General features: G+C 72.7%; 9 protein-coding genes. 4 read left to right on the top strand and 5 right to left on the bottom strand.

Features of this window, described 5'->3' with window-relative positions:
* Positions 1–90: 90 nt before the first annotated feature.
* On the top strand, positions 91–1,788 hold the full coding sequence (locus POL25_RS30700) for a DUF389 domain-containing protein (protein ID WP_272089818.1): 1,698 nt from the start codon (positions 91–93) through the stop codon (positions 1,786–1,788).
* Here POL25_RS30700 and POL25_RS30695 read toward each other — a convergent pair.
* The 4 genes from POL25_RS30695 to POL25_RS30680 form a co-directional block, all read right to left on the bottom strand.
* Positions 1,785–2,114, bottom strand: a complete 330-nt coding sequence (locus POL25_RS30695) for a hypothetical protein (protein ID WP_272089817.1) — start codon at positions 2,112–2,114, stop codon at positions 1,785–1,787. The two genes, POL25_RS30700 and POL25_RS30695, sit on opposite strands and share 4 nt — an antisense overlap.
* 477 nt (positions 2,115–2,591) lie before the next feature.
* Positions 2,592–4,097, bottom strand: coding sequence for a proton-conducting transporter transmembrane domain-containing protein (locus POL25_RS30690; RefSeq protein ID WP_272089816.1), 1,506 nt, complete (start codon positions 4,095–4,097; stop codon positions 2,592–2,594).
* Positions 4,094–5,500, bottom strand: a complete 1,407-nt coding sequence (locus tag POL25_RS30685) for a proton-conducting transporter transmembrane domain-containing protein (RefSeq protein ID WP_272089815.1) — start codon at positions 5,498–5,500, stop codon at positions 4,094–4,096. Before POL25_RS30685 ends, POL25_RS30690 begins: the two co-directional genes overlap by 4 nt.
* The gene (locus tag POL25_RS30680; protein ID WP_272089814.1) at positions 5,490–8,606 is read right to left on the bottom strand and encodes a DUF2309 domain-containing protein; all 3,117 of its coding nucleotides are present in this window, start codon (positions 8,604–8,606) and stop codon (positions 5,490–5,492) included. The genes POL25_RS30685 and POL25_RS30680 overlap by 11 nt, the downstream gene beginning before the upstream one ends.
* Positions 8,607–9,501: 895 nt before the next feature.
* Between POL25_RS30680 and POL25_RS30675 the strand changes: the two genes are divergently transcribed.
* Together POL25_RS30675 and POL25_RS30670 are read left to right on the top strand one after the other, a co-directional pair.
* On the top strand, positions 9,502–9,942 hold the full coding sequence (locus POL25_RS30675; RefSeq protein WP_272089813.1) for a tellurite resistance TerB family protein: 441 nt from the start codon (positions 9,502–9,504) through the stop codon (positions 9,940–9,942).
* Positions 9,943–10,042: 100 nt separating this feature from the next.
* The gene (locus POL25_RS30670; RefSeq protein WP_272089812.1) at positions 10,043–11,287 is read left to right on the top strand and encodes a M48 family metallopeptidase; all 1,245 of its coding nucleotides are present in this window, start codon (positions 10,043–10,045) and stop codon (positions 11,285–11,287) included.
* A 3-nt stretch (positions 11,288–11,290) separates the two neighbouring features.
* Here the strand turns inward: POL25_RS30670 and POL25_RS30665 are convergent, their stop codons facing one another.
* Complete coding sequence (locus tag POL25_RS30665) at positions 11,291–12,238, bottom strand: hypothetical protein (protein WP_272089811.1); 948 nt, start codon at positions 12,236–12,238, stop codon at positions 11,291–11,293.
* A gap of 450 nt (positions 12,239–12,688) precedes the next feature.
* Between POL25_RS30665 and POL25_RS30660 the strand changes: the two genes are divergently transcribed.
* Complete coding sequence (locus tag POL25_RS30660) at positions 12,689–13,657, top strand: sigma-70 family RNA polymerase sigma factor (RefSeq protein WP_272089810.1); 969 nt, start codon at positions 12,689–12,691, stop codon at positions 13,655–13,657.
* Positions 13,658–13,673 lie beyond the last annotated feature (16 nt).

The following is a 13,673-nucleotide window of genomic DNA, read 5'->3' as shown; positions in this document are numbered from 1 at the left end:
CGGCGCCACGCCCGCGCCGGTGAGCTGCCGCGCGCTCGACGATCTCGAGTTCATTCAAGCGCGAGCGCGGTGCGACTACGATCCGCGGACATGAGCGACGCATCTGCAGCGGCCGGCCGCGAGCACCCGATCCAGGACGCGCTGGCGCGGCGATTGGGGGTCCCGGCCGGCCAGCGCGCGGCGATCGTCCGCGACATGTACGCGCGCCATCGTGCGGACACGGTGAGCTACTGGCTGCAGTTGGTGCTGGCGACGGGGATCGCCACGCTCGGCCTCGTGCTCAGCAGCACCGGCGTGGTCATCGGCGCCATGCTGATCTCGCCGCTCATGTCGCCGATCGTCGGGCTGGGCATGGGCCTGGCGGTCGGCTCGCCGCTCCTGACCCTGGGCTCGATGTTCCGCGTGGCGGCGAGCATCGCGTGGGTGGTGCTCCTGGCCGCGGGGCTGACCGTCGGCCTGCCGTTCCACGAGACGACGCCCGAGATCGCGGCCCGCACGTCGCCGACGGTGCTCGACCTCGCGATCGCGGCCTTCTGCGCCCTGGCGGCCGGCTTCACGACGGCCCGCCAGAGCGCCGACACCACCAGCGCGGCGGCCGGCACGGCGATCGGCATCTCGCTGGTGCCGCCGCTGTGCGTGGCCGGCTACGGGCTCGGCGTGAACCAGTGGAACATCGCCGGCGGCGCGTTCCTGCTGTTCACGGCCAACTTCTGCGCGATCATCTTCTGCTCGGCGCTGCTGTTCGTCGGCCTCGGCTTCAACCACGTGGTGCTCGCGGAGGACGGCGCGTCGGCGCTCGCCGCTCGCCTGCGTCGGGCCGTCGGCGCCCGCTACGGCGTGATCTGGCGGCTCGTGCTGCCGACCCTGCTGCTCGCCAGCGTCTACGTGCCGCTGCGCGCCGCCCTCGCCGAGGTCGCGTGGAAGATCCGCGTGCGCGACGCGGTGACGCGGATCCTCGCCGAGGTCGCCCCCGACGATCGCTCGTTCCGCACGGCGCTCGTGGTCGAACCCGGCGGGGTGCGCGTGCGCCTGGCGTTGATCGGCTCCCCCGAGGAGGCGCACGACGTCGAGGCGCTGCTGGTCGCGCGGATCGCCGCCGTCGCCGGCAGCGAACCGGAGGTCGACGTCACCGCGGTGGCCGACGAGCGCTCGTTGCAGAGGATCACCGCCGCGATGGCGGCACCGGTGACGCCCGCGACGGCCCCGCTCGCGCCGCAGCCGCGGCCGTCGCTGCTGCGCAAGCCGATCGAGGAGGCGCTCGCGGCCCACTGGCCGGCCGCGGGCGGCGCGCTGCACGGCTGGCAGGTGGACCTCGGCGCCGACGTGACGACCTTGCACGTCCGCCACCAGGGGCCGCCGCTCGGCGCGGCGGCGGAGGCGTTGCTCGCCGATTTCCTCGGCCTCGCGCTCGGCGAGTCGATCGCCGTCCGCAGCGAACCTGTCCTCGTGGGCAGGTGGAGCGCCGGCCAGAGCCCCGCGCCGGAGTTCCTCGGGGCCCTGGCGCGCGGGCTGGCGTCCGCCGGGCGCCCGCCAGGGCTGCGGGCGTGCGTCGACCGACCGCCGCCCGCCGAACCGGCCGACGAGGAGCGCGTCGCCGAGGACGAGGTGCGTCGGACCGGCGACCTGCTGCTGGGCGCGTTCGCCAGCGCGGACGTCGAGGTCCGCGACGGCCCGGGGTGGGCCGTCGAGCTGGTGGTCGGTCCGTGCCCGCGGCGCGACGGCGTCGCCGGCCCCGCGGACGCGAGCGGCGGCGCCGCGGTCGACGACGCGACGGCGCGGGCCGACTAACCGGACAGCGCGTGCGCGAGCACCGAGACCGCCGCGGTGACGACGACCACGGTGACGGCGTAGCGCCGCCAGTGGGCGAGCGTGGCCGGCTCGCCGCTGGCCGTGGTGCCGGCCCAGCGGGTGATGTCGACCCGGCGGGCGGCGATCGTCAGCGCGACGGTGATCCAGACGACGCCGTCGAGCAGCGACGGGAACGGCAGGCCCTGGAAGGCGATGGTGGCCAGGCAGGCGTAGACGATCGCGTTGCCGACGAGCATCCAGAACAGTCGCAACGCGCAGCCTGCCGGCGCAGGCGCGTGGTCGGGGGTCTTCAGTTGTGGTGACACGGGACGTCCTCCGCAGCCGCACGAGGCGTCTGCGAAATGGCGGCCCGACCACTTCAGCGCTCCCGTCGATGCGACGGCGGGAGCCAAATCCTGCCGCGGCGAACTATTACGCCGCGGCACCCTTGCTCGCCCAGTATGACGCGAGCAGGTCGACGTCTGACAGAGAAAATCACAGGGCCGAAGAATGCGGCGCGAGCCGCGGCCCGGCGCGGGTCCGCAGGGGATGTCACGAAGGACAGGTCGTGGGAGCTCGACCGCGACGATCACGGTCGAGGCCGGTACCCTGGTCCCGGACAGGACGAGGACGGCGTCGGAGAGATGGCCCAAGAGACATGTCGACGTGCGCCCGGCGAGACGTGCGCCGCGGCCAGGCCGAGGTCGGCGGCGGGTCGATGGCCGGGGCCATGCGTCGTCGCTAGCCGCGCGAGATGTCCGAAGGGACAGGCATGGCGAGCCCGGTGCGACATGCTTCGACGTTCAGCCGTCGTCGTCGTCGTCGTCGTCCGGGGCGACGACGTGGGCCGCGGCCGGCTCGAGCTTCTGCAGGGCGTCGACGACGCCGGCGCGCACGGCGAGCAGCGGCTGCGGCATGAGGCCGCCGATCAGCAGCGTGGCCATCAGCGCGACCGAGGCGCGGTACTCCCAGCCGCGCAGGTCGGCGAACGAGCGCAGGTCCTTGGCGTGCTGCGAGCCGGGGCCGAGGAAGGTCTGCTTGAACGCCTTGAACAGGGCCACGCCGTTGATCGCGGTGACGACCAGCAGCAGCGCGGCGGCCAGCGGGTGGTCGTAGAGGAGGCCCTGGATGGCGAGGTCCTCGGCGACGAAGGAGATCGTGCCGGGGAAGCCGACGGCCGCGGTGGACAGCATGAGGAAGCCGGTGGTGAGCCGCGGGGCGCGGCGGACCAGGCCGCCGAGCAGGCGCATGTCGGTGGTGCCGGCCCGGGCCTCGACCTCGAGCGCGATCAGCATCAGGCCGCAGACCTCGACCACCGACGACATCGCCTGCAGCAGCCCGCCCGACACGCCGGGGGCGTTGAGGGTGGCCAGGCCGGTGAGCACGAGGCCCATCTGGCTGACCCAGAAGTAGCTGATGACGCGCCGCAGGTCGTACTGGCCGACCGCCAGCACCGCGCCGTAGAGGGCCGTGACGGCGCCGAGGACCACCAGCGGCGTCGACACCTGCTCGCACAGCCGCGGGAACAGCGGCATGACCACGCGCGTCAGCCCGAACGAGCCCAGCGAGGTGAACAGCGCCGGCATCGCCGAGTAGCCGGGGGCGCGCCAGCCGGCCGCGGTCAGCCACAGGTGCATGGGGAAGATGCCCATGCGCAGCAGCGCGACGAACAGGAACAGCCAGCCGACGATCGGCGGCAACGAGGTGGTGGCCTGCGTCAGCGCCAGCAGGTCGAACGGCGAGGCCGAGCCGGCGGCCCCGGCCCCGGCCATGATCACCAGCGCGGCCACCAGCGCGGCGGTGGTGGCCGCGATGGCGAGGGTCATGACGAGGTGCAGCGGCCGCGATTTGCTGCGCCGGGTGTCCTGCCACAGCGGCAGCATCGAGCCGACCCAGAACAGCGACAGGGTGGCGGCGTCGAGCGCGAGGAAGCAGCCGAGCAGGGTGCCCTCCACGGCGAGGATCCGCGCCGCCGTGTTGCCGCGCAGGTCGGAGCGCGGGGTCGACAGCAGCGAGGCCAGGGCGATCGCGGCGGTCATCGGCAGCAGCAGCGCGTTGAGGCCGTCGACCGCCATGTGAAAGCGCAGCGACATGAACAGCCCCGACTCGAGGTCGTCGCGGTCGAAGTGCGAGTCCCAGCCGTTGAGCAGGAACGCCCCCATCGCCACGGCGAACACCACCCAGGCCACGCCGATGGCGACGTCGCGCTGGCGGGTCGGCTCGCGGATCAGGAACTGGACCACGAACGCGGCCAGCAGCGGGAACAGCCACAGCAGCGGGATGGCGAGGGCGACCAGGTCGTGGGTCATGTGCGGGCCTCCGGCGCGCCGTGGTCGGCGGGCCTGAAAGCGGGGTCGCCGTTCATGTCGGGCGCCATGACCGGCAGCGGCGCGCCGGTGCCGGCCTCGGGCTGGCGGCCGTGCAGGGCCAGGAGGCCGCCTTCGAGCCGATCGAGCAGGCGCGAGAGGTTCATGATCGGGCGGGTGACGAGGCGGTCGAGCGCCTGCTCGACGGCGAACCGCTCGAGCGCGAGGCGGTAGAGCGCGCGCCGCTGGCCGAGCGCGAGGCCCTCCCAGCGGGCCGCGGCCTCGTCGGAGTCGGTGCGGCCGAGCGCGGCCTGCTGCCACAGCGCGTCGTGCAGCGCCGTGGGCGTGCGCAGGAATTGATAGTAGCGCAGGGTCGCGTGGGCGATCAGGTGGACCGTCGCCAGCGTGTAGAAGCCGAGGCCGCACTCGACGAACATCAGGCCGACCTGGCTGGCGGTCGCGTGGGCCACCGCCGACTTGGCGTCGGCGCTGACCTGGCTGCTGAGCGCGGCGATCACCGCCGTCGTCAGGCCGACGATCACCAGCACGATGCGCGCCGTCAGCGATTGCTCGATCAGCGGCGCCGCGCGCAGCAGCAGGAACACCCCGGCGTGGACCGAGAGGCTGCCGTAGAACACCGCCGACGAGGCCGTCGGGCCCTCCATCGCCCGCGGCAGCCAGCCGCCGACCGGGAACTGGGCCGACTTGCCCATGGCCGCGAACACCAGCGCCAGCGCGGTCGCCAGCCCGGCGGCGGCGCCGGTGTGCTGCGGCAGGCGGGCGAACACGTCGACCCACACCGTGCTGCCGAGCCAGTGGTGCAGCGTCACCGCACCGATCAGCAGGCCGATGTCGCACACGCGGTAGGTGACGAGCACGCGCAGGGCCGCCTGGACCGGCATCGCCCGCTCGTGGAAGAACGCGACCAGCAGCACCGAGCTGAGGCCGACGAACTCCCAGCCGATGAACAGCAGCTCGACGCTGCCGGCCATCACCAGCAATTGCATGCCGGCGGCGAAGCCGAGGGTCAGCACGAAGAAGCGGATGAAGCCCGGCTCGCGGTGCAGGTAGGTCACCGAGAACCGCACCGTCGTCAGCACGATCACGGCGATGAACGCCGACATCGCCGCTGCCAGGCCGTCGAACAGCAGCACCAGCGGGAAGCTGTAGCCGGCGGCGTCGTACCAGTTGCCGAGCCGATAATCGACTGGCCCATGGGACAGGTAGAGGCCGACCCCGCAGACGGCGCTGAGCAGGCTCAGCCAGCCGGCCGCGGTGGTGATGCGGGCGACCAGGCGCTCCGACGGGCGCGTGCCCGGCAGCAGCAGCAGGGCGACGACGATCGCCGCCAGGGCCGGCCACACCGGCGCCAGCGCGAACCCGACGGACAGCAGTTCAGGGAGCATGCTTCACCTCGTTGGGCGTGACGACCCGGACCGGCTTCAGGCATTCGACGCGGCCGGCGCACCAGTCCTCGGAGCGCGGCACCACCGGCAGCTCGACCGGCGTCGGCGCGTACGGGCGGAAGCCGAAGCGGGCGTCGAAGGTCCACATCTGGCGCGTGTCCGGGTGGATCGCGGTGATCCGCACCCACTCGTTCAGCACCAGCTCGGCGACCGCGGCCTGGCGAGTGAGGATGTCCTGCAGCACTTCGGGCGTGGCCTCGACGATCACCTCGAGCCGCATCGGCTCGTGCATCTCGGTCGCCTGGGTCGGCAGGCCGGTCCGCAGGTCGCTCGACGAGCCGTTCATCACCCCGGCCAGAGCGGTGACGTTGTGCGGCAGCTTGGTGCCCGAGCCGAGCTTCTCCGGGTCGACGCTCGAGCAGTAGTAATCGAGGGAGATGCCGGCGCCGACCGGCGAGGTCGCGGCGAGGGTGCGCTCGAGGATCTTGTGGTCGGGGTCCTGCGTCGGGTCGTAGGAGATCAGCAGGCAGCGGCGGTCGAGGAACAGGCCGTAGGTCAGCTCGCGCCGGCCGACGATGCTGCAGGCGCAGGTGGCGTGGCCGAGCTCGGCGCGCGGCTCGCTGAGGTCGACCGCGCGGCTCTCGACGTGCTTGCGGGCGGCCTGGGCGTCGGGCAGCTTCGGCGCGGTCGCGAACCGGCGGCTGCGCTCGAGCGCGTTGCGGCGGCACATCTCGTCGAGGATCACCGTGAGCGCGGCGAGCTCGCCGCGGGCCGCGGCCGGCAGCAGGTCCTCGTCGATCCACGCGATCTTCTCGGCGCAGGTGTCGTAGACCCCGGCGACGAACACCGACTCGGGCGGGATGACGATGCCGCGCGCGGCCAGCCGCTCGCGCACGTCGGGGCGGTTGCCGATGTGGGCCAGGTAGCGCGCGTTGGGCCCGCCGCTGCGGCCGCCGCACGCGGCGCACGAGTAGGCCGCGAGCAGCGGGTTGTTGACCGACGAGGTGTCGTGGCCGAGGGCGACGATCAGCTTGCCGAAGCGCTTCGTCATGCCGAGGTTCTCGAGCAGCGAGGCGACGCGCGCGGCCATCTCGTCGACCGAGAAGCCGGGCAGCAGGTCGTCGCCCGGGGCCTTGTCGAGGCCGATGCGCGCCGGCGTGAGGCGGGTCTTCGGCTCGGGCAGGATCCGCTTGCGGACCGCCTCGCGCAGCTTGCCGGCGGTGCGCGGGGCGAAGATCGACAGCAGCAGCGGCACCAGCGAGAACACGCCGGTGACGATGCTGACCAGCAGGCCGAGCCACAGCGAGCGCGAGGCCCGGCCGAACAGCTGCCGCACCCGGGCGATCCGCTGGATCCGCTGCTTGCGCAGCTGGGCCAGGTCGTACTGCTGCGTCAGCACGACCTCGTCGATGCGGTGCTGCGGCGTGACGATCACCGGGCACAGCGGGAACGTGCGCGGGTCGTCGATGCCCTGGTAGGCGAACGCCACGCCGAAGAAGCCCGGCCCGCCGTAGGTCTCGACCTCCGGCGAAATCTCCTCGAGGTAGCGGCGCGACGACTCGAAGCGGTCGTCGAGGCACAGCATCACCTGGAACCGCGGCGCGACCTCCGGCATGCGGGCCTGGCGGACGTTGGCCGCGATCGCGTCGAGCAGCTCGACCCGGTAGTGACGCTCGTACGCCTCGTGCCACAGGCGCATGCGGGTCATGTCGTCGTGGCGGTCGAGGAACGCGACCAGGACGTCGATCTCGCCGCGACTGGCGGCGCGGATCGTCGGCGCGGCGATGCCGGCGTGCTGCGCCAATTGAAACAGCGGCCAGGCGGTGTCGTGCGGGCCGCGGACCGGCGGCGGGGCGATCTGCGGCAGGCCGGCGCAGACCCGGCGGATCTGCGACGCCGGCCCGCTGTGACCGACCTGGCGGGCGATGTCGCGGAAGGCGAACAGGTCGAGCGCGAGGCGCACGGCCAGGAAATCGAGCAGCTCGATCTTGGCGCGCGAGCGGCCGATCGGGCCTGGCGCGTGGCCCAGGCGGTGGAACATGCCGGCCCACCCCGGCAGCTGAAGCAGCGTGCGCTCGACGTAGGCCTCGTACTCGTCGGGCTCGACGCCGAGCTCGGCCAGCAGCTCGATCACCGCGTCCTCGGCCGTCACCCCGCGGGTCTGCCAGTCGCGCATGCGCTTGTCGGCGCCGCCGAGCCAGCTCGGGCGGATCGACACGCCGGCCTGCTTGACCCGCAACCACGCGTTGAAGAACCCGTCGGCGCGGTCGGGCATCGACCAGTGCGACTGGCCGCGGTCGAGGAACGCCGCGCACAGCGGGATCAACACCGCGTGGACCAGGTCGTTGGCGTCGATGTCGCTGCAGGCGCGCAGCAGCTCGCGGTGGGTCCACAGCTTGCGCGCGCCGATCACCGGCATGCCGGCGTAGTGGACGCAGGCGTCGACGCAGGCGGTCCACAGCGCGCGCACGGCCACCGGTTCGCGGCGCTCGGCGAACGCGGCCGCGTGCAGGCGGTCGCCGAGCAGCGCCGTCAGCTCGCCGGTCGGCGTGCGGAACGGCGGGCGGCCGACGACCAGCGCCGCCAGCTCGGCCTCGCGGCCTTGCAGGTGGGCCAGCTGCGGCTGCAGCCAGTCGGCGGTGGCGGCGAGGATGGCGTTGCGCGCGTCCTCGCCGGTGTCGGCGGCGAAGAAGGTGGTCGCCTGCTCCTCGACGATCTTCCAGTGCAGGTCGGCCGGCGTCTCGGCGCCGATGCTGTAGCGGGTGACGGTGCGGGCGATCGCGCGGGCCGAGGGGAAGTTCGGCGCCAGCGGCAGGTCGGGCAGCGGCTCGTCGGCGAACACCGCGTCGAGGTCGGCCTCGGTGATGCGCCCGACCGCGTGCTCGTGGCGGTAGCGGTCCTCGGGGAAGTAGCCGCGCACGCCGAGCTTGCGGCGGGCCGCCAGCATCGCCTGGTGGAACGGCAGGTGCTGGAACGCGACCAGCAGGTTGTTGTGGACGAAGACCTCGAGCGGGGCCTGGATCGGCAACCATTGGGCCGCCCGCTCGAGCGCGTGACGAAGGCGATCGCGGGGGCCGTGCGCGAGCGCGGCGTCGGTGGTGGTCATTGTCGACGGTCTCCCTGGGCCGAGCGGTGGCGATGACGACGGCGTCGGCCCGAACACGGCGCGCCTCGAACGGCGTCCGTGGGCTCGAGCGTGCACACAGACGGGGGTCGACACGAGCGCATGACGAAAATTTCACCGTCCGCCGCGCGGGGCTTCATCCGCGTCGTCTGCCGCGATGGGGCCGCCCGCCGCGAAGCGACGGCGGTGCGTCGGCGCGTGGCCGCTGGCAGTGGAGCACGAACCGCGGCCAGCGCGAGCGAGCCCGGCGATGGCGCGGTCGCGGCCCGCATCCTCGCTGTCAGGCGCAGCTTCGTGGGCGGCGGAGCGAGCATGGGTGTGCCTGTCGATGGCGCGTCGTGGCCCGCTTCGTGCGAGCGCGCGGCCGCGGCTCGCGGTGAAGGCCGCCGAGAAAAATGAACGGATGCTTACGCAGGCGCTGGCGTCGATTGCGCTCGCGCTGGTGTTGCGCGCTCGCGGTCAAACCGGCGCGAGCGAGGGAATCGCGGCTCGCGGCGGCCGACCGGCGGCGTCGAGGTCGGCGTGGGGTGCTTGCCGGCGCGGCCCGAGGTCGCGGCTGTCGTCGCGCCACGGACCTCTGTCCGCGGGCGAGATCTACGCCCGGGTCGGCGGTCGTTGTGTGTGCAGGGGTCAGGCTCGGTCGCCGGCAGTACGCGGTTTTGCGGCGATGCGGCGCTCCGCCCTGTCGCTGCACGAGGTGGGGACGGCCGCCCGCGACCGCCGACGTATCGCGCCGAAACGCTTCAATCGCCATGTAAACGACGTTTGCGTGGCAATCGCCCGATCCGGCCGACGCCGGCGTTTGACCCTTGTACGCGGCCGTCGCCTCGCCGACACTGCCTGCGCCCGCACTGCGGGATCAAGGAGTGACTACCTCATGGGTCTGCTGTCCAAACTGACCGGCAAGGTGACGCCGCAGAAGAAGCCCACCGACGACGCCCTGCTCCTCCACGGGATGCTGCTGATGTGCGGCGCCGACGGGAGCTTCGACGAGGCGGAGCTGCCGACCGTCGAGAGCTACTTCGCCCAGCTGCCCGAGTTCGAGGGCAAGGAGTTCGGCGACGTGTATCAGGAGGCGGTGAAGATCCTGAAGCGCTTCCCCAACCTGAAGGACTCGGTCAAGGCGCTCGGCGATCTTTCGTCGCAGATGGTCAAGAACAAGGCCTACTTGCTGGCGGCCGACATCGCGATGTCGAGCGGCGACGTCGACGAGCAAGAGGACGCGATGCTCGAGGCGATGCAGCGCGTGCTCAACGTCGAGGACAGCCTGGCGACCAAGATCCTCGAGGTCTTGACGCTCAAGTATGCCCGCGCGTGATCGCGTGAGCAGGTAGCGAGGCGCGCCGACCCGGTGCCGCGTGGCGGTCCGGGCGGCGCGTTTCGTTCGTGAAGACAGGTGTGAGGCGAGAGGTGGAGTGATGCGCATTGATCCGCGGCAGTTCCAGGTCCGGCGCGAGCAGCAGCTGCGCGACGACGTGATGCAGGACTTCGGGGTGCGGAAGGCCCTGGCCAAGCTCCGCGAGTGGCGCGGCGGCAAGGGCTACGGCTACCGGCGCAACCTGCTCAGCTCGACGCTCCGGCTGACGCGCTCGATGTCGCCGGAGATCGCCGACACCGTCACGCAGTGCAAGGAGATGCTCGGCTACGAGACGCCGGTCGAGGTCTACGTGACCCCCGAGCACCAGTTCAACGCCACCTGCTACCGCGAGATCAAGGGCCCGACGATCTTGACGCTGTCGAGCCGGCTGCTCGAGGTGTTCACGCCGGCGGAGCTGCGGTTCGTCATCGGCCACGAGCTCGGGCACGCGGTGTTCGATCACTACGGGCTGCCGATGCCGATCACCGCGACCATCGAGGAGCTCGGGATCCCGTTCGTGTCGCGGGCGACGTCGCTGCGGCTCTACGCGTGGTGTCGCAGCGCCGAGCTGTCGGCCGACCGCATCGGCCTGTTGTGCGCCGGTGACCCGGAGGCGGCCGCCAGCGGCTTCTTCAAGCTCGCCAGCGGCATGGCCAGCGAGCGCGTGCGGCCCGACCTGGCGACCTTCGCCCGCCAGGTCGAGAGCCTGGCCTCGGCCCCCGAGGCGCGCGAGAAGGAGTACGACGAGGACACCCTCGACTGCTTCAGCACGCACCCGTACAACCCGGTGCGGGTGCGCGCGGTGTGGGCGTTCAGCCGCTCGGAGCCGTACCTGCAGGCGCTGGGGCGCAGCACCGACAGCGCGTGGCAGCTCGAGGACGTCGAGCAGGTGATCGAGCGCGACCTGCAGCTGATGGAGCCGTCGTACCTCGAGGAGAAGAGCCAGACCTCGGACACGCTGCGGCGGCTGCTCTACACCGCCGGGCTGGCGGTGGCGGCCGCGTCGGGCGGGGTCGAGCCGGCCGAGCTCGACGCCCTCGGGCGCCTGCTCGGCTCGGACCACGCCGACGAGCCGGCCGACATCCCCAAGCTGCTCGGCGACCTCGACGGGCGGATCCAGGCCGCGCTCGAGGTGCCGCTGCGCAACCGGGCCCAGCTCGTGCAGCACTTGACGATCGTCGCCGCCGCCGACGGCTCGGTCAGCGACGAGGAGCTGCACGTGATGGAGGACATCGCCCGCCGGCTCGAGGTCGGCGCCCAGGTGGTGCACCAGACCATCCGCGGGGCGATGCACCCGCTCGACTGACGCTCACTCGACGCGGATCGCCAGCCAGTCGAGGTGCTGCCACTCGGGCGGCGGCAGCTCGGTGCACTCGGGCGGCGCGTGCACGTGGGCGCGGATGCTGGAGAACACGTGCTGCTTGCCGCCGTGCTCGAACATCAGGGTCTGGCCCTCGGCGACCTCGCCTGCGGACAGCTGGTAGCGGTAGAGGTCGGGGTCGAGCCCGGGCGCGCAGCAGTCGGGGCAGGCGCAGGTGCCGGTGGGCTGCAGGCCGAGCTGGAACGGCACCTCGGGGCCGAAGTTCGCGCGACCGAAGCTGCCCACGAGGACCGGTGAGCCCTGGTGCTTGACCATCAGCGACGACACCAGGCAGCTCGGCTGATCGGGGTGCAGCGTGAGCTCGAGCTTGACGCACTCGCCCTGGGCGACCGGCAGGTCGGGCATGAAGATGTTGAAGGCGAAGCCCTGGCCCGGCAGGTTCTGCGACGGGCAGTCCTGGTGGGTCTCGATCTGGAACCCGCCGGGGCCGGCGTAGAGCTTGCCGGTGAGCTCCTTCATCTGCACCTGCGCGCACTGGTCGGCGTTCAGCGGCTCCTTGTTCGGCAGCAGGAGCGCCGGCAGCATCGGCCCCGTCACGTCGAGGAACCCGCACGCCACGGGGTCGGTGTCGTCGCCGCCGCTGCTGCTGCTGCTGCTGCTGGCGGTCATCGGCGTCGGGTCGGTGGTCGTGTCGACGGTGGTCGAGGTCGCGGTGGCCGGCGGATCGCTGGTGGGGCCGCCGGTGCTCGTGCCGGTGGTGATGGGCTCGCTGGTGGTCGCGGGCGGCTCGCTGGTCGCGTCGGTGCCGGGCGCGGTGGGCGTGTTCGAGGTCGCGGTCGGGCGCGTGGGGTCACCGCTGGCGCCGTCGGTGACGAAGAACGCGGGGTTTTCGAGGGTGCAGGCCGAGGCGAGCAGCAGTAAGCCAAACAGGCGCATGCGACGAATCTAGCCCGGTGCAGGCCGGCGGTCAGCCCGCGCAGGTGCGGATCCCCGCGACCGGCTGAGCGGCCGGGCAGCGCCTGCGTGTGTGGCGCACCTATCCCGAGAGGCAGGTTTTAAAAGCTGTCTCGAAGGCCAGGTGATGGCGACGGGCCCGGGCCGGGGCCCGGATGAGAGGCCGCCCGCGCCTGCGCGTGGATCGCCGCCTCGGTCGCTCGCGGTGATTTCGCCTGGACCCGGCGCCGTGAGCTCCCCGCGGCGAACGGGGCCGGGGCTCCGTGCGCCGCGATCTCGCGCGAGCGGAGGTCACCCGGCGAGGGCTTGCGTCGGGGTTCGCAGTCCGGGCCCGCGACCTCCGGTTCGCTACTCGGTTGCGACGAAGGCCGCGTCTCCGGCGGCTTCAGGGCGCTTTGCCGGGGCCGGCGGGCCTGGTACACCTCGGCGGCGATGAACGAAGTCGTCAGCTCCCCCGCGACGGCGCACGACCTCGAGCAGCACCGCGCGGCGCTCACCGGCCACTGTTACCGCATGCTCGGCTCGGCCGCCGAGGCCGACGACGCCGTGCAGGAGACCCTGGTGCGGGCCTGGCGGGCGCTCGATCGCTTCGAGGGGCGGTCGTCGCTGCGCACCTGGCTGTACCGGATCGCCACCCGCGTGTGCCTCGACGCTCTGGGCCATCGCGCGCGGCGCGGGCGGCCGGTCGAGCTCGGGCCGATGGGCACGATCGACGACAGCCTGGTGGCCCTGCCGGGCGATCAGTGGATCGAGCCGATCCCCGACGCGCTGGTGCTGCCGGCCGACGCCGACCCGTACGAGCGCGCCAGCCTGCGCGAGAGCATCCGCCTGGCCTTCGTCGCCGCGCTGCAGCACCTGCCGCCGAAGCAGCGCGCGGTGCTGCTGCTGACCGAGGTGCTCGGGTGGCCGGCGGCCGAGGTCGCGGGCAGCCTCGAGACCTCGGTCGCGGCGGTCAACAGCGCGCTGCAGCGGGCCCGCGCGACCCTGGCCAGCCGCGGCGTGACCACCGAGCGAGCGCCGCTGTCGAGCTCGCAGTCGCAGCTGCTCGAGCGGTTCGTCGACGCCTTCGAGCGCTACGACATGGACGCGTTGACGAGCCTGCTCCACCAGGACGCCACGCTGTCGATGCCGCCGTATTCGCTGTGGCTGCGCGGGCACCCGATCCTGCGCGCCTGGCTGACGGGCCGCGGCGGCGGCTGCCGCGGCTCGCGGCTGGTGCCGACGGCGGCCTCAGGCTCGCTGGCGTTCGGGCAGTACCGTCCGAGCCCCGAGGGCGGTCACACGGCGTGGGCGCTGATCGTGCTCGAGACGGCGGGTGAGCAGGTCGTCGGCCTCAATTCGTTCCTCGACACCGCGGCGTTGTTCCCGCGGTTCGGCCTGCCGCCGGCCCTCGAACCCTAAAAAATTTTGCGAGCGA

The sequence above is a fragment of the Nannocystis bainbridge genome, assembly GCF_028368995.1.
GTDB classification, from domain to species: domain Bacteria; phylum Myxococcota_A; class Polyangia; order Nannocystales; family Nannocystaceae; genus Nannocystis; species Nannocystis bainbridge.
This window is presented reverse-complemented; position numbering and strand designations above follow the sequence as displayed.

Bases quoted from the DNA above. Each gene is read 5' to 3' on its own strand.
- POL25_RS30700 (WP_272089818.1), top strand. From the start codon at position 91: ATGAGCGACGCATCTGCAGCGGCCGGCCGCGAGCACCCGATCCAGGAC.
- POL25_RS30690 (WP_272089816.1), bottom strand. From the start codon at position 4,097: ATGACCCACGACCTGGTCGCCCTCGCCATCCCGCTGCTGTGGCTGTTC.
- POL25_RS30685 (WP_272089815.1), bottom strand. From the start codon at position 5,500: ATGCTCCCTGAACTGCTGTCCGTCGGGTTCGCGCTGGCGCCGGTGTGG.
- POL25_RS30680 (WP_272089814.1), bottom strand. From the start codon at position 8,606: ATGACCACCACCGACGCCGCGCTCGCGCACGGCCCCCGCGATCGCCTT.
- POL25_RS30675 (WP_272089813.1), top strand. From the start codon at position 9,502: ATGGGTCTGCTGTCCAAACTGACCGGCAAGGTGACGCCGCAGAAGAAG.
- POL25_RS30670 (WP_272089812.1), top strand. From the start codon at position 10,043: ATGCGCATTGATCCGCGGCAGTTCCAGGTCCGGCGCGAGCAGCAGCTG.
- POL25_RS30665 (WP_272089811.1), bottom strand. From the start codon at position 12,238: ATGCGCCTGTTTGGCTTACTGCTGCTCGCCTCGGCCTGCACCCTCGAA.
- POL25_RS30660 (WP_272089810.1), top strand. From the start codon at position 12,689: ATGAACGAAGTCGTCAGCTCCCCCGCGACGGCGCACGACCTCGAGCAG.